The sequence below is a fragment of the Enterococcus sp. DIV0712 genome (genome assembly GCF_050554855.1).
Classification (GTDB): Bacteria; Bacillota; Bacilli; order Lactobacillales; family Enterococcaceae; genus Enterococcus; species Enterococcus faecalis.
On record NZ_CP187333.1, the window covers coordinates 234,001 to 257,868 of the forward strand.

25 protein-coding genes are annotated in these 23,868 nt (G+C 38.5%); 16 read left to right on the top strand and 9 right to left on the bottom strand.

From position 1 onward, the window contains the following. The first annotated feature begins 208 nt into the window (after positions 1 to 208). The 4 genes from efp to IGL42_RS01240 all read left to right on the top strand — a co-directional run bounded on the left by efp (position 209) and on the right by IGL42_RS01240 (position 3,232). Positions 209 to 769, top strand: coding sequence for an elongation factor P (efp, locus tag IGL42_RS01225; protein WP_002355202.1), 561 nt, complete (start codon positions 209 to 211; stop codon positions 767 to 769). A 168-nt stretch (positions 770 to 937) separates the two neighbouring features. Beyond that, on the top strand, positions 938 to 1,075 hold the full coding sequence (locus IGL42_RS01230) for a hypothetical protein (protein ID WP_002355203.1): 138 nt from the start codon (positions 938 to 940) through the stop codon (positions 1,073 to 1,075). A gap of 89 nt (positions 1,076 to 1,164) precedes the next feature. Further along, on the top strand, positions 1,165 to 2,082 hold the full coding sequence (locus tag IGL42_RS01235; protein ID WP_002361143.1) for a PLP-dependent cysteine synthase family protein: 918 nt from the start codon (positions 1,165 to 1,167) through the stop codon (positions 2,080 to 2,082). A 13-nt stretch (positions 2,083 to 2,095) separates the two neighbouring features. After that, positions 2,096 to 3,232 carry a cystathionine gamma-synthase gene (locus tag IGL42_RS01240; RefSeq protein ID WP_002370176.1) on the top strand — a complete coding sequence of 379 codons (1,137 nt, stop codon included), beginning with the start codon at positions 2,096 to 2,098 and terminating at the stop codon, positions 3,230 to 3,232. 36 nt (positions 3,233 to 3,268) lie between these two features. Here IGL42_RS01240 and genA read toward each other — a convergent pair whose 3' ends face one another. The 3 genes from genA to genR all read right to left on the bottom strand — a co-directional run bounded on the left by genA (position 3,269) and on the right by genR (position 6,995). Further along, on the bottom strand, positions 3,269 to 4,699 hold the full coding sequence (genA, locus tag IGL42_RS01245; protein ID WP_010710838.1) for a 6-phospho-beta-glucosidase GenA: 1,431 nt from the start codon (positions 4,697 to 4,699) through the stop codon (positions 3,269 to 3,271). Between the two features lie 26 nt (positions 4,700 to 4,725). After that, positions 4,726 to 6,060, bottom strand: a complete 1,335-nt coding sequence (genB, locus tag IGL42_RS01250) for a PTS sugar transporter subunit IIC (RefSeq protein WP_002355207.1) — start codon at positions 6,058 to 6,060, stop codon at positions 4,726 to 4,728. 173 nt (positions 6,061 to 6,233) lie between these two features. Continuing rightward, a complete protein-coding gene (gene genR / locus IGL42_RS01255) occupies positions 6,234 to 6,995 on the bottom strand; it encodes a MurR/RpiR family transcriptional regulator (protein ID WP_002355208.1) in 762 nt (253 codons plus the stop codon). A 198-nt stretch (positions 6,996 to 7,193) separates the two neighbouring features. Here genR and IGL42_RS01260 point away from each other — a divergent pair, with 198 nt between their 5' ends. The 6 genes from IGL42_RS01260 to IGL42_RS01285 all read left to right on the top strand — a co-directional run bounded on the left by IGL42_RS01260 (position 7,194) and on the right by IGL42_RS01285 (position 13,766). Next, positions 7,194 to 7,784, top strand: a complete 591-nt coding sequence (locus IGL42_RS01260; RefSeq protein ID WP_002386047.1) for a dihydrofolate reductase family protein — start codon at positions 7,194 to 7,196, stop codon at positions 7,782 to 7,784. Between the two features lie 131 nt (positions 7,785 to 7,915). After that, positions 7,916 to 9,283, top strand: a complete 1,368-nt coding sequence (locus tag IGL42_RS01265; RefSeq protein ID WP_010710837.1) for a TrkH family potassium uptake protein — start codon at positions 7,916 to 7,918, stop codon at positions 9,281 to 9,283. Between the two features lie 20 nt (positions 9,284 to 9,303). Continuing rightward, on the top strand, positions 9,304 to 10,467 hold the full coding sequence (locus IGL42_RS01270; RefSeq protein ID WP_002355211.1) for a cation:proton antiporter: 1,164 nt from the start codon (positions 9,304 to 9,306) through the stop codon (positions 10,465 to 10,467). A gap of 128 nt (positions 10,468 to 10,595) precedes the next feature. After that, positions 10,596 to 11,036: a CopY/TcrY family copper transport repressor gene (locus IGL42_RS01275; RefSeq protein ID WP_002358353.1), complete on the top strand. Its 441-nt coding sequence runs from the start codon at positions 10,596 to 10,598 to the stop codon at positions 11,034 to 11,036. A gap of 15 nt (positions 11,037 to 11,051) precedes the next feature. Further along, positions 11,052 to 13,538, top strand: coding sequence for a heavy metal translocating P-type ATPase (locus IGL42_RS01280; protein WP_002364987.1), 2,487 nt, complete (start codon positions 11,052 to 11,054; stop codon positions 13,536 to 13,538). A 21-nt stretch (positions 13,539 to 13,559) separates the two neighbouring features. Then, positions 13,560 to 13,766, top strand: coding sequence for a heavy-metal-associated domain-containing protein (locus IGL42_RS01285; protein WP_002355215.1), 207 nt, complete (start codon positions 13,560 to 13,562; stop codon positions 13,764 to 13,766). Positions 13,767 to 13,810: 44 nt separating this feature from the next. Here the strand turns inward: IGL42_RS01285 and IGL42_RS01290 are convergent, their stop codons facing one another. Both IGL42_RS01290 and IGL42_RS01295 read right to left on the bottom strand, forming a co-directional pair. Next, positions 13,811 to 15,181 carry a DUF5808 domain-containing protein gene (locus IGL42_RS01290; protein ID WP_010710836.1) on the bottom strand — a complete coding sequence of 457 codons (1,371 nt, stop codon included), beginning with the start codon at positions 15,179 to 15,181 and terminating at the stop codon, positions 13,811 to 13,813. Continuing rightward, a complete protein-coding gene (locus IGL42_RS01295; protein WP_002358356.1) occupies positions 15,181 to 15,570 on the bottom strand; it encodes a GntR family transcriptional regulator in 390 nt (129 codons plus the stop codon). Before IGL42_RS01295 ends, IGL42_RS01290 begins: the two co-directional genes overlap by 1 nt. Before the next feature lie 149 nt (positions 15,571 to 15,719). On the opposite strand from IGL42_RS01295, the gene IGL42_RS01300 reads away from it, so the two are divergent. After that, entirely contained in the window at positions 15,720 to 17,048 is a 1,329-nt protein-coding gene (locus tag IGL42_RS01300; RefSeq protein ID WP_002358357.1) for an aminopeptidase C, read from the top strand. 42 nt (positions 17,049 to 17,090) lie between these two features. Here the strand turns inward: IGL42_RS01300 and IGL42_RS01305 are convergent, their stop codons facing one another. Then, positions 17,091 to 17,711 carry a flavin reductase family protein gene (locus tag IGL42_RS01305; protein WP_002361147.1) on the bottom strand — a complete coding sequence of 207 codons (621 nt, stop codon included), beginning with the start codon at positions 17,709 to 17,711 and terminating at the stop codon, positions 17,091 to 17,093. A 21-nt stretch (positions 17,712 to 17,732) separates the two neighbouring features. Next, complete coding sequence (locus IGL42_RS01310) at positions 17,733 to 18,707, bottom strand: ring-cleaving dioxygenase (protein ID WP_002355221.1); 975 nt, start codon at positions 18,705 to 18,707, stop codon at positions 17,733 to 17,735. A gap of 265 nt (positions 18,708 to 18,972) precedes the next feature. Between IGL42_RS01310 and IGL42_RS01315 the strand changes: the two genes are divergently transcribed. Then, positions 18,973 to 19,329, top strand: coding sequence for a DMT family transporter (locus IGL42_RS01315; protein WP_002386054.1), 357 nt, complete (start codon positions 18,973 to 18,975; stop codon positions 19,327 to 19,329). Next, positions 19,326 to 19,637, top strand: a complete 312-nt coding sequence (locus IGL42_RS01320; protein ID WP_002355223.1) for a DMT family transporter — start codon at positions 19,326 to 19,328, stop codon at positions 19,635 to 19,637. The genes IGL42_RS01315 and IGL42_RS01320 overlap by 4 nt, the downstream gene beginning before the upstream one ends. A 95-nt stretch (positions 19,638 to 19,732) precedes the next feature. Here the strand turns inward: IGL42_RS01320 and IGL42_RS01325 are convergent, their stop codons facing one another. Together IGL42_RS01325 and IGL42_RS01330 are read right to left on the bottom strand one after the other, a co-directional pair. After that, positions 19,733 to 20,779, bottom strand: a complete 1,047-nt coding sequence (locus IGL42_RS01325; RefSeq protein WP_002355224.1) for a chitinase — start codon at positions 20,777 to 20,779, stop codon at positions 19,733 to 19,735. 42 nt (positions 20,780 to 20,821) lie between these two features. Beyond that, entirely contained in the window at positions 20,822 to 21,406 is a 585-nt protein-coding gene (locus tag IGL42_RS01330) for a lytic polysaccharide monooxygenase (protein ID WP_002355225.1), read from the bottom strand. A 274-nt stretch (positions 21,407 to 21,680) separates the two neighbouring features. Here IGL42_RS01330 and IGL42_RS01335 point away from each other — a divergent pair, with 274 nt between their 5' ends. Genes IGL42_RS01335 through IGL42_RS01345 form a run of 3 tightly spaced genes read left to right on the top strand, consistent with a single transcriptional unit; the run spans position 21,681 to position 23,852 of the window. Next, on the top strand, positions 21,681 to 22,415 hold the full coding sequence (locus IGL42_RS01335) for an acyl-ACP thioesterase domain-containing protein (protein WP_010710835.1): 735 nt from the start codon (positions 21,681 to 21,683) through the stop codon (positions 22,413 to 22,415). Between the two features lie 50 nt (positions 22,416 to 22,465). Next, positions 22,466 to 23,299: a DUF72 domain-containing protein gene (locus tag IGL42_RS01340; RefSeq protein ID WP_002355228.1), complete on the top strand. Its 834-nt coding sequence runs from the start codon at positions 22,466 to 22,468 to the stop codon at positions 23,297 to 23,299. Between the two features lie 16 nt (positions 23,300 to 23,315). Further along, entirely contained in the window at positions 23,316 to 23,852 is a 537-nt protein-coding gene (locus IGL42_RS01345) for a haloacid dehalogenase (RefSeq protein WP_002355230.1), read from the top strand. Positions 23,853 to 23,868: the final 16 nt, after the last annotated feature.

Below are 23,868 nucleotides of genomic sequence, written 5' to 3' on the forward strand. Positions count from 1 at the left end.
TTTTTTCTATGTAAAAAGTGAAAATAATTGATGAAAGCTTGGTAATTCTAACGCAATTCAAGAAAAAAGGCAAGTTAAACTCGTTTTATTTCCCAATTCAATGTCTGGGGAGTGATAAACTTCTAAAAAAGATACGTGATTTCCTAGATTAATCCTAGGTTATTTGCTACAATAATGAAGAATTAACCAGAGAAAAGGAGAAATTACAATGATTGCAGCAAGCGATTTAAAAGCCGGTATGACTTTTGAGCAAGACGGCAAATTAATTAAAGTAATGGAAGCTAGCCACCACAAACCAGGTAAAGGTAACACAGTTATGCGTATGAAATTAAAAGATGTTCGTACGGGTTCAACAACAGATACAACAATGCGCCCAGATGAAAAAGTGAAAAAAGCGCACATCGATACAAAACCGGTTCAATATTTATACAGCCAAGATGATATGGCTATTTTCATGGATTTAGAAACATATGAACAATATGAAGTACCAACTGCTTTAATTGAAGAAGAACTAAAATATTTATTAGAAAATATGGAAGTAAAAATTCAATTTTATGGTGAAGAAGTCATTGGTTTAACTTTACCAACAACGGTAATCTTACGTGTTGCTGAAACACAACCTTCAATCAAAGGCGCAACAGTAACTGGTTCTGGTAAACCCGCTACAATGGAAACAGGATTAGTTGTTAACGTTCCAGATTTTGTTGAAGCAGACGAATTATTAGAAATCAATACTGCGGAAGGTACGTATTTAAAACGTGCTAAATAAGTAGCAGAAAAACAGAAGGCTAGCCTTCTGTTTTTTTTGGTCTATTAATTCTTTTACCTATAAGAAAACCATTGGTGTGATAGGAAATAGCAATCGTTAGAATCGTTGACACTAGAAAATGGGAAATGGTATAGTTTGGTCAACACATGACGAAGGAGGAAATCAACCATGACGAAAAAACAAGCTAGCCCTTTTTTAGAAACGGAAAGCTGTTGTTGTATGGTGCAAAATAGTGCAGCATACTCTTTTGTGATGGGGAAAACCTCCGTTATTTCTGAAAAATTGCCTAACACGATTCCTCTCTGAATCTAGACAACCAGAAATAAACAAAAAAGGTGCTGATGCGATCAGCACCTTTTTGTTTTATGTACATGTATTAGAAGGAGGAATTCGCTATGATTGTTCAGTCAATTTTAGACACAATCGGAGCAACACCATTATTTGAATTTACAAGTGAACAATATCCTATGCCAGAAGGCACTAAAATTTATGCGAAACTAGAATATTTGAATCCAGGTGGCAGTGTCAAAGATCGGCTTGGTGTGCATCTTCTCAAAGAGGCAATGAAAACGGGAAAGATAAATCAAGCCACAACAATTATTGAACCGACAGCTGGGAATACAGGGATTGGACTTGCATTAGCTGCCAGTCAACTGGGCCTCAAGACAATCTTTGTTGTGCCAGAAAAATTTAGTCAGGAAAAACAACAGCTGATGCAAGCGTTAGGTGCTAAAATTGTCCCTTCGCCAACAGAGCAAGGGATTGTCGGAGCGATAACTAGTGCCCAAGACTTAGCCAAGGAAATTCCTAATAGTTACGTGCCGTTACAATTTGAAAATCCGGATAATCCTGCTGCTTACTACGAAGGATTAGGACCTGAAATTGTTCAAGACCTAGGCGGGAAGATTACTAGCTTTGTCGCAGGTTTAGGCAGTGGTGGAACGTTTGCAGGTGTTGGCAGATATCTCAAAGAACAAAATAGTAAGACGCAATTATGGGGCGTGGAGCCAGAAGGTTCGATTTTAAATGGCGGACCTGCACACGGACATGAAATCGAAGGCATTGGCGTGGAGTTCGTGCCGCCTTTTCTTAAACAGATTCCTGTGGACGGCTTTTATACCATTTCAGACGAGGATGGTTTTTTCTGGGTCAAACAATTAGCCAAGAAAAGCGCTTTGCTGGTGGGAAGCTCCAGCGGCGCAGCGTTTGCGGCGGCATTAAGAGAGGCGCGCCGCTTACCAGCAGGCAGCACAATTGTAACTATTTTTCCTGACGGTAGTGACCGTTATTTATCAAAAAATATTTATTCTTAGGAGGAAAACTTTTATGAAATTCAATACCAAATTAATTCATGGCGGCATTAGCAAAGACACAACAACAGGTGCAGTGAGTGTTCCTATTTATCAAACGTCAACCTTTGAACAAAATGGCGTGGGCCAGCCCAAAGAATATGAATATTCTCGTTCAGGTAATCCCACACGTCACGCATTAGAAACCTTAATCGCTGAGTTAGAAGGTGGGAGCCATGGCTTTGCGTTTAGCTCAGGCTTAGCTGGTATTCATGCAATCATTTCTATGTTTGGACCCGAAGATCATATTTTATTAGGTGACGATGTCTATGGGGGCAGTTTCCGTTTATTGGATAAAGTATTTGTAGCAAATGGGTTAAGCTACACGATTGTAAACGCCAGCGACTTATCAACAATTGAAGCCGCAATTCAGCCAAATACAAAAGCCTTGTTTTTGGAAACACCAAGTAATCCACTGTTAAAAATTACAGATATTGAAGCGGCAGCTAAGCTTGCTAAAAAACATCAGTTGTTAACTATTGTCGATAATACATTTGCGACGCCTTATTTTCAACGGCCGTTAGCGTTAGGTGCTGATATTGTGGTTCACAGCGGGACAAAATATTTAGGGGGCCATAGTGATGTAGTCTCTGGTTTAGTCGTAACGAATCATCCAGAAAGCGCAGAAAAGATTGCCTTTTTACAAAATGCGATTGGTGCTGTTTTAGGACCACATGATAGTTGGCTGGTCCAACGTAGTTTAAAAACATTAGGCGTCCGGATGGCAGCGCATGCCCAAAATGCTCAAAAAATCGCAGAATTTTTAGAAGCGCATCCAGCGGTAGCAACGGTGTATTATCCAGGACTAGCGAGTCATCCTGGTCACGAAATTGCGCAAAAACAGATGTCGGGATTTAGTGGCATGATTTCTTTTGAATTAGCCAAGGATGAGCAAGTCGTTCCTTTCGTAGAAGCGTTGGAAATTTTTACTTTAGCGGAAAGTTTAGGTGGCGTAGAAAGTTTAATTGAAGTACCTGCCATTATGACTCACGCATCTATTCCCAAAGAAAATCGTGAAGCTGTGGGAATTAAAGATGGACTCATTCGTTTATCTGTAGGAATTGAAGCAGTCGAAGATTTGTTGACTGATTTAGAAAAGGGATTACAAGCATAAACAAAAGGCCCTCGTCTTTAGACGAAGGCCTTTTGTTTATAATTCTTCTCCATTCGTAGCAATCACTTGTTGATACCAAGCAAACGATTTTTTCTTTCGCCGTTCCAACGTTCCGTGACCATCGTTGTCCTTATCTACATAAATGAAGCCATACCGTTTCTTCATTTCGCCTGTACTAGCGCTCACTAAATCGATGAATCCCCAAGGTGTATAGCCCATCAAATCAATGCCGTCATACGCAACGGCTTCTTTCATCATCTCAATATGTTCACGTAAATAAGCGATTCGGTAAGTGTCGTTAATCGTTCCGTCTGGTTCTAGCTCATCAATAGCACCAAAGCCATTTTCAACAATAAAGAGTGGTAATTCATACCGATCATTGAACCAATTCATTGCATAGCGCAAGCCCATAGGATCGATTTGCCAGCCCCAATCAGATGTTGCTACATAAGGATTTCGCACCAAGTCTTTTGCTTCATTGTAGTCAAAAGTAGGGGCCTTTTCTGCACCTTTCACAGCAAACGACATGTAATAGCTAAAGCCAATATAATCAACACAGCCATTAGCCAAATCAGTTAAATCTTCTTCTGTGACATCTAATGAAATGTTTTTTCGTTTCAAATAGCATTGAATTGCACTTGGATAATGACCGCGGACATGAACATCGGTAAACCAATAACGTTTTTGCATTGCGCTAACACTCATCATCATATCCTCAGGATTACAAGAATAAGGATAAATAGGCACCATCGCAATCATACAGCCAATTTGGAAGTCGGGATTGATAGCGTGGCCAATTTTCACTGCACGTGCGCTAGCGACTAGTTCATAATGAGCAGCCTGATACATAATTGCTTCGCGGTCTTCTCCTTCCTGGTAAGCAATACCAGAGTTAGTAAAAGGTGCAAAATCTTCTTCATAATTGGCTTGGTTGTTAATTTCGTTAAAGGTCATCCAATATTTGACTTTTTTCTGGTAACGAGTGAAACAGACTTCAGCAAATTTGACAAAAAAATCAATGACCTGGCGATTGCGAAAACCGCCATATTTTGTGACTAAATGATAAGGCATTTCAAAGTGAGACAGTGTCACAACTGGCTCAATGCCATTTTTCAAACACTCGTCAAAAAGTGCATCATAAAAACGAAGGCCTTCTTCATTGGGCGTTTCTTCATCTCCGTTAGGAAAAATTCGTGTCCAAGCAATAGAGGTTCGGAAACAATTTAAACCAAGTTCTTTGAATAGTTGAATATCTTCTTGATAGCGATGGTAAAAATCAATCGCTTCATGGTTAGGATAGTGTTCATCTGGTAAAACGCCTGCGGTAATTTTACGAGGGATGCCATGTGCACCGGCAGTCATTACATCCGCCACGCTCACCCCTTTACCGCCTTGGTCCCAGCCTCCTTCTAATTGATGAGCAGCGACAGCGCCGCCCCAAAGAAAATCATTTTTCAAAATTGACATATCGTTTCAGTCCTTTGTTCAAATTTTTATACGTTTTGTGCTTCGACTTTTTCAAGGGTTTCTTCAGTAATCGGTTGATTGGTTTCTTCTGCGTAGTTAAGTGCATCCATTTTTTTAGCAAACGGTAAATAGATAAAGAAACTCATCGTCAGTACTACTACTTGAAGCAACGCGGCTTGCCAACCACCAACTAAAAGTCCAGAAATGATTGGAGGAGTAGTCCAGGGAACTTGTACCGCAGTAAAGAGAGGAACCAGTCCTGTGTACAAGGCAAAATATGTCACAACAGAAGAAACAATCGGTGTGATAATGAATGGCACAGCCATGATTGGGTTCATCACGATAGGTGTAGCAAAGACAATTGGCTCGTTAATATTGAAAACAGCTGGCCCAATTGAAAGCCGACCTAATTGCTTAAACTGAGCTGATTTGGCAAAGAAAACCATGAATACGACTAACCCGATTGTCATGCCCGCACCAGTGACCGTTAAAAATTGATCTAAAAATTGTTGTGTAACAATATGGCCACCATTAGCCAGTGTTAAGTCTTTTCCAGATTTCAAAATTTCGGTATTTTCTAAAGAGTTTGCTTGTAAAATAGGACCCATGATGCCGCCAACGATTGTTGACCCGTGAACACCGAAAAACCAAAAGAGGGGAATGACAAAACCTAATAGTAATGCGCCACCTAGTGAATCTGTGACTCCTTGAAGTGGTGATTGTAGCACTTCGTAAATAAAGTCAAAGAATGTCGTATTGAAGACTTTATCTAGAAGAATGAAAATTAGCATTGCACCAGTTACAATGACGCTGGCAGGAATTAACGCAGTAAAGGAATTGGCCACATTTTCTGGTACAGCTTCTGGTAATTTGATACGAATATCATGACGTAAAAACCAACTATATACAACGCCGACTAACAAACCAACAATAATAGCTGTAATCATCCCTTTGCCAGCTGTCCAATCTTTGTTGATGACATTGCCAACTACTGCGCCAGAAACCGCATCTTTGACTTCAGATGACATAAACAAAATGAAAACCACCATGGCAATCATGCCCGCTGGGAGGCCTTCAAATCCCTCGCTTTTTACATATGAGTAGGCAATACCGATGACCGCAAATAACGACATAATCGCAAAAGATGCCCCATATGCTTGATTGAAATAAACAGCCAGACCGCTTGCGTTAACCCATTCAGAAATAGCTGTAACTGGGAAATTCGCTAATAGAAGAAACACGGAACCAACAATGGTAAAAGGCATCGTGTAAAGCATCCCGTTCCGTAAGGCAGTAATTGCTTTGGTATTGACGAATTTTAGTACTGGAGGTAATAATTTCTCGTTAATCCATTCGTTCATAAAAATCTCTCCTTTGAAGAATAATATAAATGCAAATGTATCCGTTTACATATTTACTATATAAGCTTATTTGAAGAAAAAATAGACTTTTGCTTGAATGAGAAACATGTACCAAGAAAAAAAACAAAAAAGCTCATGCTGTTTTAGACAGCATGAGCTTTTTTGAAAAACAACTAGAAAGGTGTTTCATCTAGTTCCTTTAAAAGTTGACTTGCTTGATGAGCTAGGAGTTCAATTAAAGCAATGACAGGGATTTGAGTGGTTGTATTAACTGATTTATCTGCAAATGGAGAACGTTCGTCGGGCATATAATAGGAGATGTTGTAGTCAGCCAAGCGGGCAATAGTTGAATGTTGATTGTTGGTAATGCTTAGCACTTTGGCGCCAGCTGTTTTAAAATCGGTCATTTGTTTAATCATTTCATTGGTTTCCCCAGATACAGACAGAATCAAGGCTAATGTATTTTCAAATCCGCGCTTGGGGATAGGCGTAAAGGGATCAGCAATACTGTAAGAATTGATATTTAAGTTGGCAAAATAACGACTGCCATAACTACCTAAAATTCCGCTAGTACCAATGCCAGTAAAGGCAACGTGACGTGCTTGAACAATCATTTGAATTGCTGGACGAAGCATTTCGTAATAGGTTTCTTGGTTTAATTTTTTTAAAAAAGCATCGACGTGAACCGTGGCATCATAAAAATTTTCAAACGTTTGTGTTTGTTTGGCTTCTTCTTTCACTGCATATTTTAATTCGGAAAAACCAGCATAGCCCATTTTGTTACAAAATCGTAGAATCGTTGAGGTGGAGACATGACAGGAAGTAGCCAGTTGGCGAATGGTCTGTTGAGGGATTTGGTGCAGGTGTTCCAATACATAATGGTAAACGAGCATTTCTAATTCATTCAAGGTCTGAACCTTCTCTAAATCAAACAAAGTAATCCTCCTTTATATAAAAACTGAATATGTTATTTTTTTGTGTAAATCAAATAAACCAATTCTTATTTTTCTTGAAAAAAATGTAAAATAACTCAATAAAAAGTTTCTTATTTCCTATTTTACAAAAAGTAGCCCAATTATCCTAGTTTTTCTCTTTTTTCTTTTAAAAATAACAATGCGCACCCCTAGAGTTTTTTGAGAAAACAAGCTAAAATAGATAAGAAGAGAAAAGGAGGCGTCGATGTGGCACGGGAAGTAATTTTATTTATTGCAGCGAGTATTGATGGTTTCATTGCGGACAAAGCGGGCGGTGTTGCTTGGTTAGAAGAGAATATTCGTGGCGATGAAGAAGATCGTAGTTACGATGAAATGTATGAAAAAATAGACACTGTGGTAATGGGGCGGACTACTTATGATCAAGTTACACAAGAATTGTCCCCAGATGTGTATTTTTATGAAGACAAGCATTCTTATATCATTACCTCTCATCCAGAACCATCAACTGCTTCAAGAACTTTTACCAAGGAAGATCCAGTCACATTAATTCGTCGTCTCAAAGAAGAAGACGGCGCGGGAATTTGGATTGTTGGAGGCCCAAAAGTGGTTCAACCGCTTTTGGCAGCTGATTTAATTGATACCTTCATTTTGACGACAATACCACTGTTTCTGGGGGAGGGCATTGCTCTATACGAGACAATGGCTCAATCAATCCCAGTTCGTTTAAAACAGGTTTATCAAAAAAATGAGTTGGTTTATTCGATTTATCAACGTGAAAACAAAAATTAAAAAATAATTATTCGGTTGGGCAAGTTGCTTTCAAGGTTTTGAGTTTCTCATAGGGCGAGAGGAACAAAGCAACAGTTGTCTAGCCGTTTGTGTTGTTTTTGATTGACAAAGAAATGGTAGAGGAGAAAAAAATGAAACATCAGATCAAAAAAAGGTTGTATATTTCACCTGTTCAAACAATTGTCTTAGGCTTTTTTTTATTAATTGTTGTAGGCACGATCTTATTAATGATGCCTTTTTCTGCACAAGCTGGACAAAAAACGCAATGGATTGATGCTTTTTTCGTGGCAACTTCCGCCGTCTGTGTTACAGGGCTTTCGCCTTTGAATACGGCGGAACATTGGAGTCCTATCGGGCAAGTTATTATTATGATTTTGATTGAATTAGGCGGCTTAGGCTTTTTAACCGTTGCCACGATTTTCTTTAGTTTGCTGCGGAAAAAAGCGTCACTAAGTGTACGGATGTTGTATCAAGAAGCGTTAAATGTTAGTGAAGTTTCCGGAGTTTTTCGTTTAATGAAATATATTATGAAGTTTGCGGCCATTATTCAATTACTTGGAGCCTTCTTGTTGTCCTTTCAATTTGTGCCAACATTTGGGTGGAAAAAAGGGTTGTTTTTTAGTCTCTTCCATGCCGTTTCGGCATTTTGTAATGCTGGCTTTGATTTGCTAGGGGATAGTATGGTTCCTTATCAAAATTCGCCTTATCTTTTACTAGTCATTAGCTTTTTAATTATAGCTGGTGGTTTAGGATTTATTGTGTGGCGCGATATTTTTACAATGATTAAAGGCTATAAAAATAAAATTAAGCACCGTGTTAGTATTCATACACGCCTTGCTTTAACGGTGACCGCCACCTTTTTAGTCTTAGGGACCGTTATTTTTTACATTTCAGAATATCGCCATTTTCCAGCTGACATGTCTTTTTGGCAGCGTCTTGTCAACAGTTGGTTCTTGTCGGTTACACCAAGAACGGCTGGCTTTTATTCAGTTGATTATTTGAAAATGAGTAATCCAGGCCTGATTGTCACGATTTTATGGATGTTTATTGGTGGCACTTCAGGATCAACCGCTGGCGGCTTGAAAACCACTACGTTTGGTGTGCTATTTTTACAATTTCGTGCAATTTTTAAAGGGAAACAGCGAGTGGAATTCCATGAACGCACAATTCCTGAGCGAGTAGTGCTCCAAGCGTTTACTTTGTTCTTCTTGGCAACTTTTTTATGTGTAACTGCTTCAGTTATTCTCTCGTTTACAGAAACATTACCTTTAAAAAACGGGATTGAGTATATTGTTTTTGAAGTGATTTCTGCATTTGGAACGGTCGGTTTAACAATGGGGTTAACACCAGATTTAACTGTTTTTGGTAAACTGGTGATTATTTTTCTAATGTTCGTCGGTCGTGTGGGTGTGTACACGGTGTTATTGTCATTAATTAAGAAAGGCTTGGAAAGTCAGTCGAAAGTTCAATATCCAAAAGAATCAGTGATGATTGGTTAATAGAGAAAGAGGGAAATAGAATGGAATTTTTAGGTATTTTATGTTTGATTTTAATTACAACGACTTTAGCAGGTGTTGCTTGTAAAAGAGTAGGAATTCCTGCGGTAATTGGGCAATTGCTAGTAGGGATTGTGTTAGGTCCAGCGATGTTAAATATTGTGCATCAAGATGTGTTTGTGCATGACTTTTCAGAAATTGGTGTCATTATGCTGATGTTTATTGCTGGAATGGAATGTGAATTGGAATTATTGAAAAAATATGCGAAACCTAGTGTCATGGTCGCTATTTTGGGGATCGTTTTACCGGTTGGTTTTACTATGTTGATTGGTCAGCTGTTTGCTTTTTCTTGGAAAGAAGCTTTTTTCCTTGGGTTAGTTTTAGCAGCAACGTCGGTCAGCATTTCAGTAGAAGTATTAAGAGAGTTGAATGTTTTAAGTAGTAAAGAAGGTGCAACGATTCTTGGGGCTTCCGTCGTTGACGATATCGTGGTCGTGATTATTTTAAGTGTTGCTGTCGGCATGATTGGTGCAAGTACAGGCGGCAATACAGAAGTCAGCTTTATTGTTAAGTTAATTGAACAAGGCTTATTCTTTATTGGGATTTTCTTTTTGGTCCGCTTTATCGCTCCCTATTTACTACGTTTAAGTCAAAAAATGAACATTGGGTCGTCTGTGATTATCATGTCATTGATTATCTGTTTGGGCATGGCTTATTTGGCTGATTTAGTTGGTTTAAGTTCTGTCGTAGGTGCCTTTTTTGCAGGGATTGCTGTGGGACAAACGGATGCAAAAACAGAAATTGATTTCAATATTGAAGCTATTGGCTATGCCGTGTTTATTCCCGTCTTCTTTGCCAGCATTGGCTTATCAGTGACATTTAACACGTTAGGAAAGGATTTACCTTTTATTTTGGTAATGACGATTATGGCGATTTTAACGAAATTACTGGGCGGCGCCTGGGGAGCGAAAATGGTTGGTTTCTCCAATACAAGTTCTTTAATGGTCGGTGCTGGGATGGTTTCGCGTGGGGAAATGGCATTAATCATTGCGCAAATTGGTTACCAATCTAAATTACTTTCAGAAGCGTATTATACGAGCATGATTGTGGTAATTATCTTAACGACCTTAGTTGCACCGTTCTTATTGAAATACTTTGTTAAAAAACAAGAATCTGCGTTGCAATAAAAAAAGATGAGCAGAAGTTGTTGACAAAAAAATAAAATAGCTATATGATGAGTTCAAGATAAACGACTACATTTGTAGTCGATAATCTTGAACTCTTTTTTTATTGATGAAGGAGGAATTTAACGAGTATGGCAAAAGATAAATTAGCGACAATTACTGATGCAGAGTGGGAAGTCATGCGGGTTATTTGGACCCAAGGCAAAACCACGAGTCGTGAAGTGCATACACTTTTAAATGAGAAAAAAGAATGGAAATCAACGACCGTCAAGACGTTACTAAGTCGTTTAACAGATAAAGGGTTAGTTGGGACGGAGAAAGCAGGCAATAAATATATTTATTATCCGCTAGTAGAAGAACGTCGGAGCGTTGAAACGGTGGCAGACGAACTTTTAGCCAAGGTGTGCAGCCGTAAAGTTGGTTCCGTGGTAGAAACAATTTTAACAGAGAGTCAGTTGAGTTATGACGATTTGGATCGATTAGAGGAACTCTTGAAAGAGAAGCGCAAGACGGCGGTTGAATCTGTCCCTTGTAACTGTATTCCTGGTCAATGCCAATGTCATTTAATTTAAAAAGGAGTGAAAAAAATGGAAAGTAAAACGTTTGATATTGAAGGGATGAGCTGTGCTTCCTGTGCCCAAACGATTGAAAAGGCTACGGCGAAGTTACCTGGGATGGCAAAGGCAAGTGTCAATTTAGCTACGGAAAAATTAAGTGTCACGTATGATCAGACGGAAGTCACAGAAGAAGAAATTAAGGAAGCTGTGTCAGATGCTGGCTACAAGGCGATTAGCCCAGCCCAGCAACGAACGTTTGCGATTGAAGGAATGAGTTGTGCTTCCTGTGCCCAAACGATTGAAAAAGCTGTGAACCAATTATCTGGTGTTCAACAAGCGATTGTTAATTTAGCCACGGAAAAACTGGTGGTTAGTTATGACGACCATCAAGTAACGAGTGCTGAAATTATCAAAGCAGTTACGGATGCAGGTTATCAAGCGACAGAAGAAGTCGCTGCAGGTGCAACAGCGGACCAAGATCGTGAAAAGAAACAAAAACATATTGCTGAGATGTGGCAACGTTTTTGGATCTCAGCGGTGTTTACAGTACCCCTTCTTTATATTGCGATGGGACATATGGTAGGCTTACCATTGCCGGATTTTTTGAATCCAATGACACATGCGACGACCTTTGCAATGGTTCAATTGATTTTGACGTTACCCGTTCTATATGTCGGCAGAGAATTTTTCACAGTTGGTTTTAAAGCATTATTTAAAGGGCATCCGAATATGTTTTCTTTGGTAGCTTTAGGAACCAGTGCTGCTTTTGTGTATAGTTTATATGGCACAGTCATGATATTTTTAGGAGATACAAGTTTTACAATGGCTCTTTATTATGAATCAGCGGGTGTTATTTTAACTTTAATTACATTAGGAAAATATTTCGAAGCTGTTTCAAAAGGGAAAACCTCAGATGCGATAAAAAAATTAATGGGTTTGGCGCCGAAAACTGCTCATATTTTACGTGATGGCGCAGAAATTGAAGTGCCAGTTGATGCTGTTCAGTTGGATGACATTGTGATTGTTCGCCCAGGAGATAAAATCCCTGTTGATGGAGTGATTGTTTCAGGCAGTAGTTCTGTGGATGAAGCCATGTTAACGGGCGAAAGTTTGCCTGTTGAAAAGAAAGTCGGTGATGCAGTAATTGGTGCTAGCATCAATAAAAATGGCAGCTTTCAATTCAAGGCGACAAAAGTGGGAAAAGAGACGGCCCTTGCCCAAATCATTCAATTAGTGGAAGATGCGCAAGGCTCAAAAGCGCCGATTGCACAATTAGCTGATAAAATTTCGGGTGTTTTTGTCCCAATCGTTATTGGTTTGGCTGTTCTTTCTGGCTTGGCTTGGTTCTTTTTAGGACAAGAGTCATGGATTTTCGCTTTGACAATTACCATTTCTGTGTTAGTGATTGCTTGTCCTTGTGCGCTCGGCTTGGCAACGCCGACTGCGATTATGGTGGGAACAGGTAAGGGCGCTGAAAATGGCGTTTTAATTAAAAGTGGGGATGCTTTAGAAACCACTCACAAAATTCAAACAATCGTGTTTGATAAAACAGGAACTATTACAGAAGGCAAACCGGTGGTTACAGATATTTTAGTTGCTGATTCAGCACTTTCAGAAGCTGAGTTACTAACATTAGCAGCTTCTGCAGAACAAGGATCAGAACATCCTCTAGGTGAAGCAATTGTGGGGGCGGCTAAAGAACGTCAATTGCCATTAGCAGAAGGAAGCGATTTTTCAGCGATTCCAGGTCACGGCATCTGTGTGACAGTCAACGAACGAGTCCTACTTTTGGGCAATATAAAATTAATGAAAGAAGAAGCAATCGAGCTATCAACGTTTGTTCAACAAGCGGATCGTTTGGCAGAAGAAGGGAAGACCCCAATGTTTGTGGCAAAAGATGGTTCGTTTGCGGGTATCATTGCGGTAGCAGATACTGTGAAGGATAGCAGTCAAACAGCCATTGCACGTTTGCATAAAATGGGGATCGAAGCCGTGATGATTACGGGAGACAACAAGCGTACTGCAGAGGCGATTGCAAAACAAGTAGGTATCGATCGTGTCTTAAGTGAAGTTTTACCAGAAGATAAAGCGTTAGAAGTGAAAAAACTACAAGCAGAAGGCAAAAAAGTTGCGATGGTGGGTGACGGTATTAATGATGCACCAGCACTTGCCCAAGCGGATGTGGGGATTGCTATTGGTTCAGGCACAGATGTTGCAATGGAATCGGCCGACATTGTGCTAATGCGTAGTGATTTAATGGATGTGCCTACAGCAGTTGAATTAAGTAAAGCGACCATCAAAAACATCAAAGAAAATCTTTTCTGGGCATTTGCCTATAATACATTAGGTATTCCAGTGGCTATGGGTGTGTTACACTTATTTGGTGGACCTTTGTTAAGTCCGATGATTGCAGCAGCAGCTATGAGTTTTAGTTCAGTCTCTGTCTTACTAAACGCCTTACGCTTAAAAGGATTTAAACCTTCGACGGTGAAAAAAACTAGTGGAAGTCAAAAATAAAATTGAAAAGGATGAAGTGAAATGGAAAAAACAGTAAAAATTGATGGGATGAAATGTGATGGCTGTGTTCAAGCGGTCACTGAAAAATTTAGTGGAATTGACGGCGTAACGAATGTTGCGGTTCACTTGGCAGATCAAACAGCCGTTGTGACAGCAGATCGTGAAGTAAGCCAGGATGAACTGAATACCACGTTGGCAGATACAAAATTCAAGGTTGTCAGCGAATAACAAAAAAACAGGGCCTACCATCATGAGTAGACCCTGTTTTTTTGTTATGGAAGTTTTGCTTTGATTTCCTGATAAATCTTAGTTGTTTCTTGACCCTCACGCGCAGTATAATAATAAACTTTCTTCCGCGTTTCTATTTTCAGAATCGGATGACTTTTTGTATAAATTAGTAAATAAGCAGGTTTTCCAGCGACTTTAAATTCTCCTGTTAAGTAACTATCTGTCGCAGCACCCATTGTGCGGATGCGTTCTTGAGGTAAGTCATCAATCAAAGAAACAGCAGTGATTTGGTTAAAAGGAATTGACCTTGTTTTTGCTAATGGGGCAGATAACTCAATTTGTTTATTTTCAATAGTTGCTTGAAAGGCATGACTAGAAAAATCATTTATAAACATCGGCACTGTGGCAAAGAACAGCACCGCAATCGTTAAAATACCAGTAGCGGCTAGAATAATTTTCCCAGCAGGCCGTCCTAGGTTAATGGATAAATTCATACCAATGCGATCAGGAACCATGATTTTGGGGTCCTTTGGATTGATATAAATCCCATACCGCCAATATTGATCATCATCCCCATAGCGATAATCGCCAGCCTGTAAAACGAATTGATCTTGTTTTTTGCGCATTGAAAATAGGTAGTAGAAGAGAAAGCCTACATAAACAAACAAAAGAATAAAATAACAAAAAGTAAGAGCCATCGCAACCGTATAATCAATTACAATTGTGAAAGTTGGTAAAATGGTTAGCGGTGCAAAAACTAAGGCTGATAAAACCATTAAAACAGACCAATGATGACGAAATAAATCATTGATTTGCTGATTAATTTTTGAGTCACTAGTTAGCGGTTTGACAGGTAAGCGCGCAATAAAATAATAGCCGCCAATGAACAAACTTAACATCAAAACAGTAATTAAGAAAATAATCCAGGAACCAATCGCCGTTTGCAAGGAATAAAAGCCCCCAGCAAAAGTAAGAATAATTGCAGGTAAAAACCACCAAAATGAAATAAGTTTCTGGTTTTTATTTAAAACTAATTGCGTATCGATTAAGAGAGGACGCTTAGGTAGCAACCAGCCGTTTTGCATTTTTAAAGCGGCCATTTTGCGAATATAAACGATTTGCAGATAGTAGCCACTGCCAATAAAACTAAATAAAAGTAACAGAAAAAGGAACAATAAAATCGAATCATAAGGAATAAATAACAAAGGTAAACTAAGAACACTAAAAACGGCTGCTAGTTGAACCAAGCGTTTTTTATAACGTTTTCGGATTGCTTGAACGCTGGGATCTTGTAGTTTATCTTCTGGTAAAGTGTTTTCCAAAATAATATTTTTGTGAGGATTTGCATAAATCCCCATAGTAAATGCCATAAAAAAAGCGACAGAAACTAGGATGAAATAAAAGAATACCGCCATTATAGTGCACGCCCTTTCGAATCAAAATTTTGATAAATTTTCTGAATAAGTGCTTGGATTTCTGCTTCGGATTGCTGATGTAAAAAACTTTCAGCCAACAGAAGTTCTAAACGCTCATGCAATTGCTGTTGCCAAACAGCGGTAGCAGGTAACTTTGCGGCAATTTTGGTGCCGTTACGACGGTCAGTCACAATATAACCTGATTGCTTTAACTTATTATAAGCTTTTGAAACAGTCATCATATTGACCCCGATTTCGTCCGCCAATTGTCGGATAGAAGGCAAACTTTCATTGGGAACCAGTTCACCTTTGGCAATGCCTACAATGATTTGATCAATGAGTTGCTGATAGATGGGCTGTTCGCTTTGTTCATCTATTTCTAAAAGCATTGAATCACTCCTGTCTTATTTGTGCTATCTGTATTATATATACTAATACAAAAAGAGTTGGAAAGCAAGGAATTTAGAGTAAATGGTTGTTTCTGTTTAAAGAGAAGCATATAATGAAGAAGAACGTAAAATGAAAGGACGATGAAAATATGACAGCAATTGAACCAAAATTAACAGAGAAATTCCATCAAGATTTCTTGAACAATAATAAACAAAATGCCTTACAACGTAGTGTAGTAAAAAATGGTATCAGCGCTTCAGGTGAATCTGTACAAGGAGCCGTGAATAACGTACCCGTCTTTTCAGTCGACTTAGCTACTGGAAAAGTGGCCAATCAAAAACAAAGCGGTCGCTGCTGGATGTTTGCGGCATTAAATACATTTAGACATAGAATGTTAAATGCGTTTCAATTAAAAGATTTTGAATTATCACAAAACTATACATTTTTCTGGGATAAATATGAAAAATCAAACTATTTCTATGAAAATATTATTGCAACAGCCGATCAACCGTTGACTAGTCGTAAAGTGGCCTTTTTATTAGCGACACCACAACAAGATGGTGGGCAATGGGATATGATCGTTTCAATTTTTGATAAATATGGCGTAGTGCCTAAAACGGCAATGCCTGAAAGCAGCAACAGTTCCAATTCACGTGATTTAAACAACTATTTAAATAAAAAATTACGCAAAGATGCAACAATTTTACGTAGTTTAATTGAAAAAGGCGCTTCTGCTGAAGAAGTCCAAAAAAACAAAGAAGCAATGTTACAAGAAATTTATAATTTCTTAGCAATCTCTTTAGGAACACCGCCAGAAACCTTTGATTTTGAATACCGTGACGAAGAAAAAAATTATCATTTGGATCAAAATCTAACACCGCAAACATTCTTTGAAAAATACGTTGGCGTTAATTTACATGATTATGTAAGTATTATTAATGCTCCTACAGAAGATAAACCCTTCAACAAAACATACACTGTTGAAATGTTAGGGAATGTTGTCGGCGGCAAAGAAGTTAAATATTTAAATGTAGAAATGGCTGCTTTCAAAAAATTAGCTGCTGCACAATTGGAACAAGGCGAATCTGTTTGGTTTGGTTGTGATGTCGGACAATCTTCAACACGTGACACAGGAATTATGGCATTAGACGTTTACGATATGAACGATCTTTTTGATATTGATTTTACGATGACTAAAGCAGAACGTTTAGACTTTGGTGAAAGCTTAATGACACACGCCATGGTTTTAACAGGTGTTGATATCGTTGATGGTCAAACAACAAAATGGAAAGTGGAAAATAGCTGGGGCGAAAAAGTCGGTGAAAATGGCTTCTTCGTTATGAGCGATGCGTGGATGGACGAGTACACTTATCAAATCGTTGTGCACAAAGATTTATTAACTGATGAACAGAAAAAAGCTTGGGAACAAGCGCCAACTGTTTTGGCACCTTGGGACCCAATGGGCGCATTAGCATAAAACAGAAAAAGAAGGCCCCGCCGTCATGGCGGGGCCTTCTTTTTACGTTGGGCGGCGAACTTCACGGATTTCGCCCAATGTTGTATAATCATTGCCTGCTAAACGAGCAATCGGTTGGAGTTTTTCAGGTAAAATGTACTGATGTTCTTCATCGAAAACGGCTGAATCAAAATAGAAATCGGTAATTTCTACAATGAATAAATCCGTAATAATTTGACCTTCATGGTTAGCAATAGGTACATATTGATGTAAGCGAGCTTCCATCCGAATCGGCGCGGCTTTGATTGCTGGAACAGCAACAGTCTGGCTGGCAATGGTTTCAATACCGAATGTGTCAATTTCACTGATCTCTGCTGCTAAAGGTGCCGAAGTCTGATTCATTTGAGTAAGAACGTCTTCGTTAACGAAATGGATGACAAGTTCTTTAGTAGCCAAGATATTTCGTGCCGTATCTTTAGGCGCTTTGTCTGGTCGTAAAATGGACAACGTTGCTAAAGGAATTTCAGCTGCCGCCGCATTAAAGAAACTAAAGGGAGCAGCGTTGACGACACCTGTAGCTGTATCTTGTGTTGTAACCCAAGCGATTGGCCGAGGAATAATACTTCCTGATAAAAATTTATACGCTGTTTTTGCAGATAACTCGTTACTATTGTAATGAATCATAGGAACCTCCTAGAAAAAATACTAATTTCGTTGAACATTCGCATCTGAAGTATCGAAAGGACGCACAAATTCTTCAATCCCTGCCCGTTTTGGTTCTAAAAATGGCGGTAATGATAATTTTTCGCCAGCGTGTTCATAGGTTTCATCCTCTAAAAATCCAGGACCATCGGTTGCCAGTTCAAATAAAACATGTGTTGCTGCCAAGAAATATTCAGATTTAAAGTAAAAACGTTCCACAAAGCCAGAATTAGGAAATTCCAAACGATTAATTTTTTCAATCCAGAAACGTAGTGCTTCCTCATCGGCAACGCGCAAGGCTAAGTGATGGACATTGCCGTAGCCTTCTTGAGCCGCTGGCAAATCTTCCCGATGCTCTACGATGATGCTGGCACCATTCCCACCTTCGCCAACTTCAAATAAATGGAAACTACCTTCAGCATCAATCAATTTGAACCCTAAAACTTCAGTTAAAACTAGTTGCAGATGTTCGTAATTTTCGACAGTTACAAAGGCTGGACCTAAGCCGATTAAAGCATGTTCACTAGGGACGTTAGATTTTTTCCAAGGCGTGCCGGCTGCAACACCTTGGTTCTTTTCATCAGAAATAAGTTGGTAACGTTGATTGTCAAAGTCTTCAAATTCTAAATACTTTTTACCAAAACGTTCTTGAATTTCTCCATGATCAATTGCATATTCATTAAAGCGTGATACCCAGTAATCCAAAGCAGCATCATCTTTTACACGGAAGGAAGTACGAGAAATTGTATTGGTTCCTTTGGTTCCTTTAGGTAAGCCTGGGAAGTCAAAGAAAGTCATATCTGTTCCGGGAGAGCCGGCATCATCAGCAAAAAATAAATGATATGTTTCAATATCGTCTTGGTTAACAGTCTTTTTAATTAAACGTAGACCTAAAATATCGGTGAAAAAGTGATAAATTTTTTCAGCACTTGAAGTCATGGCAGTGACGTGGTGTAAACCTAAAATTTGTGTATTCATAATAAAAATCCTCCTAAAAGAAAAATAATTTTTTAATTAACTAACTTACTAAAAGTAAGTTTAAATGATTAGTCCTAAAAATGCAAAAGAAATGTCTCGAATTCGAACTATTGTTTTTTAGTTGATTTTTAAAAAAAATAAGAATATAATGACCTGAGATATTTTAATACATAAACTTTCGTAAACATCGCCGGATGCTTGCGACTAAAGTGTTAATGAACAGTTCTTAGGCCATAGCTGAACTGTTTGTTGGCACTTTTTTTGTTTGGAAGGGAAGGAAAACAAGATGAGTAAAGCTTGGTTAAAAGTTATTTTTGGCGCTTTTTGTGAAGTGATTTGGGTCATTGGCATGAAGCATAGCACAACATGGTGGGAGATTTTAGGGACAGTAATCGCAATCTTTATCAGTTTCTATGCGCTGATTAAAGCAGGAGAGGAATTGCCAGTCGGCACAGCCTATGCTGTATTTGTCGGCTTAGGTAGTGCTGGAACTATTGTGACAGATCATTTTTTATTCCACACACCATTGGGCATAGGAAAAGTTCTTTTTCTGTTGCTGTTATTAATAGGTGTAATTGGCTTAAAAATGGTAACTGGAAATAAAGAGGAGGAAACAAGATGAGTTGGTTATACTTAGTTATTGCAGGCTGTTTTGAAATTTTTGGCGTAGGTTCAATTAAACTATTTACAACAAAAAAAGACTTACGTTCATTGTTAATTTTAATTCTAGCGTTTAGTGGTAGTTTCTTATTCTTATATTTAGGGATGAGACAATTACCGATGGGCGTTTCTTATGCGGTTTGGACAGGAATTGGTACAGCAGGAGGCGCTATTTTAGGAATGCTCTTAGGTGAATCAAAAGACCTACGCCGGATATTTTTTATTTTTTTAATCATTGTTTCTGTGATTGGTTTAAAATTAATTGGTTAGAAAGCGAGAGAACATTGTTTGGATTATTGAAAGATCGGTGAGTAAAATTTAAAAAGAGACAGAACCAAGTGCGGTGTTCTGTCTCAAAATAGCTTTTATTTTACAAGGTTACTATAACGTGTCGCAAATTCATTGTTGTAGGACTTGCCGTTGACATCTTGACCAACGTCCCAATTTGCAGACCAAGTCATTAAGCCACGGATAGGATTACCGTCTTTTGCTAACTGATCAAAAGTTTTGGCTACAGGGGTAGCCTCAACGACATAGCCGCTACCAGCAGCATCCCGATTTGCTGGTAAACCAAGGACTAATTTATCGTTTGGTATCTGTAGATAGCCGCGCGTGCCATGGATTAATGAATCAGACATATAATAGAGGAACTCGTATTTTAGAGCATCGTTGCTTTGAGCAACCCAAGTCATAATTTCATCAACCCAGACACCGTCGCCGCCTTGGTTATATAATTGTGGGGCAATGTAATCATAATAACCATTTAGGGAAGTAATGTATGTTTCATAAGCGGCACCAGGTTTTAAATAAGGGAATTCTGGTGCCATCGTAATGATGAAATTTTTTCCTTGTGCTCGATAATGGTCTTTGACTATTTTCAACGTAGCAGGGATGACGGTTTGGTTGTCGCCAGCAGTAATCGCCAATTGCTCTAAGTCGATGTCTAAACCATCAAAGCCGTATGTTTCCACTTGACGAATGATTTCATTCGCAAAGGCTTGTTCATCGCCTTTGACTAATTGAATATGTGCATCTGCTCCACCAAGTGCCAATAAAACTGCGCGACCTTGACTATTTAATTGTGCGACTTCTTGTCGGAAGGCAGTGTCCGTTTGGTTATAAGGCTTGAACGTAGGAATCCGTGTCGTGCCATCGCTTTTCATGAAGGAAACCGGTACGACATTGTAGGCTTGATTTACTTCTGAAAGGTTTAGTGATGCTGATGTTCCTTGTTTGTAACCATCGCGTCCTTTTGAGGCCCAGTTATGCCAATATCCAACCAACACTTTTTTGCCAGAGATATCTACCATCGTATCCGCAGCATCTGCAGAAGCTTGAGTAGGCGTTAACCACAAGCCAACTGCAACGGTTGAAAGAAGGAGAAAAGCAGGAATTATTTTTTTTAGCTTCATTTTTTGAGAACTCCTTTAATTTAGTTTAAGATGTGAGTATTTTTACTGAATGTTCACATCAATCGCTTGGTAAAAGGCGTTCACCGTATCACCAATGCCCCAGACAGCGTAAATGACATGATAACCTTTGCGGTCTGTCGGAATATTAATTGTTTGTTTAACAACTTTATTAGGAACTTCTTGTTTACCGTCAATTGAAGCAATTTTGTCGAAGTTTTTAATGTCTAATGGTTGATTGGGATTCCAGCCATTTTTAGTAATATAGTAATCCCAAGAAGCAGTTCTATGTTGGGCAGTTAAGTTCCAAGTGATGTCAAGGGGACCTGTTGTAATGTTTGTTTTGTGCCAACGAGTAGCTGTTTGTTCATCCAAAGGTTCAAAACCTGAGACACCTGCACTGGCTAATTTACCAGTAATAAACGTATTTTTGGGCGCTTCGATACTTTGAGGTTCCCATTGTGCACGACCAACATTTGTATTTAAGTTACCACCAGCAGAACTACCAAAGAAAGCACGACTTCCAGGACTTGCTACGTAACCATGAGCCTCCGAAACAGTAGGGGCCAATGCAGCGCCACCTAAAACAAAACTAAAAGCCAGGACGATTGTTAATAAACTCTTTTTCACGAAAAAAACCTCCTAAAAAATTATTTTGTATGCGCTTACAGATAGGAATATAACATAATAATCTTTCGGATACAAATAATAAGAAATGTTATTTTTAAAAATAAAACAATATTTTTTAAGTAATATTAAGAATGTTTTTAAATAATATAAATAATAGTGTTTTTCAAAGTTTTGTTAATTTTTCATTCGGAATCGCAATTGAAGAAATCACGTGGTATACTTTTAAGAAGAAACAATGACACGAAAGTAGCCATTGGAAAAAGGAGATTATTTCGTGGGAAAAAAACATACATCCTCTTATGAAGTTGCCTACTATGACGGCGATTTTACTGGTGCAATGAAGATACCGGCTTTGTTAGCGGTTGTCATTAAAGTATCAGAAGAACAAACAGAATTACTAGGAAGAGATGCGGCTTATGTCGCTCAATTTGGTCTAGGCTGGGTCATCACCAATTATGAAATAGAGATTCACCGCTTACCAAAAGTTGGTGAAAAAGTAGCAATTACAACGCAAGCTATGAGTTATAACAAATATTTTTGTTATCGTAACTTTTGGGTTCATGATGAAGAAGGCAATAAATGTGTCTTTGTGAAATCAACCTTTGTCTTAATGGATCAAAAAAATCGGAAAATCAGTAGTGTATTACCAGAAATTATTGCACCTTTTGATTCTGAAAAAATCACTAAAATTTATCGCCATGAAAAAATTGAAAAAGTCACAGAGGGGAACTTTTTACCTTATCGTGTGCGTTTTTTTGATATTGATGGCAATCAACACGTTAATAATGCGATTTACTTTAATTGGTTATTGGATGTGTTAGGGTATGACTTTTTAACAACGCATCAACCGAAAAAAATTCTTGTGAAATTTGATAAAGAAGTAGAATATGGCCAAGAAGTCGAAAGTCATTACGAAATTGTCGAACAAGAAAATCAGTTGAAAACACGCCATGAGATTCGGATTGATGGTCAAACCTATTGTGAAGCGAATATCGATTGGACCAACTAAGTTGAGATGACGGTTTAGAAAAATAAAAAGTTACGCAGAGGAGGAAGGACATGATTCGCTTAGGATTAACATCTTTTAGTGAACACGACTATTTAACTGGAAAAAAACGGTCCACGCTTTATGAATATGCCAGTCATTTACCGCTAGTTGAAATGGACACGGCGTATTACGGGATTCCTCCCAAAGAACGAGTAGCTGAATGGGTCAAAGCAGTTCCCGAAAACTTTCGCTTTGTCATGAAAGTTTATAGTGGAATCAGTTGTCAAGGTGAGTGGCAGACCTATTATGCAAGTGAAGAAGAAATGATCACCGCCTTTTTAGAAAGTATGGCCCCATTAATTGAAAGTAAAAAATTATTTGCCTTTCTGGTACAATTTTCAGGAACATTTGGTTGTACGAAAGAAAATGTCGCTTACTTGCAAAAAATTCGTCACTGGTTTAAAGACCTACCCATCGCCATTGAATTACGAAATAATTCATGGTATCAACCAAACTTTGTAAAACAAATGTTGCAATTTATGAAAGAAAATCAATTTTCACTTGTGATTGTAGATGAACCGCAGATTCCTACGAATCCAGTGCCCTTTTATCCTTATGTAACGAATCCTAATCTCGTGCTCTTCCGGTTTCACGGACGTAATGCGGCTGGCTGGTTAGCCAATGATGCAGAGTGGCGTAAAAAAAGAACCCTTTATCATTATAATACGCAGGAAATCGCTGATTTAAGCGAAGCTGTTTTAAAAATGTCGCAAGAAGCCAAAGAAGTGGGCGTAATTTTTAATAATAATTCTGGCGGCGATGCCGCAGAAAACGCTCTACAGATGCAAAAAGTCTTGAATTTGAGTTACGATGATTTGAATCCAAAACAATTAGATTTATTTTGAGAAAGAAGGTAGCTGAATGTCTGAAAAGCAATCCCCTTATGAAATGGCTTGTGCCTTCCACGAGGTTTTTAATCCACAACAACCAGAGCAACCAACTGCTTTTTCGCCAGAGTTAGCCAGCCGACGAGCAGAGTTTAAAGTTGAAGAACTTGTAGAATTTTTATATAGTGCTGCTGATAATGACCAAGTACTTTTTCAACAATTGGTCAACGGATTAAAAAAATCTGTCGATAAAGCAGAGCAGAAAGTCTTGGCGAAAGGCAAACCAGTATCTGATCCTTTAGTGGAGGAAGTGGATGCACTAGTTGATTTATTGTATTTTACTTATGGTTCGTTTTGCTTAATGGGCGTCAATCCAACAAAAATTATTGAAATCGTTCATCAAGCCAATATGGGGAAATTATTTCCAGATGGGCAGCCACATTATGATCCAGAAACAAATAAAGTATTAAAACCTGAAAATTGGGAACAAGATTTTGCGCCAGAAGCTAAAATTAAAGCGGAAATTCAACGCCAATTGAAAATTACTGAGACCAATGAAAAAGACGAATGAGAAAACTCATTCGTCT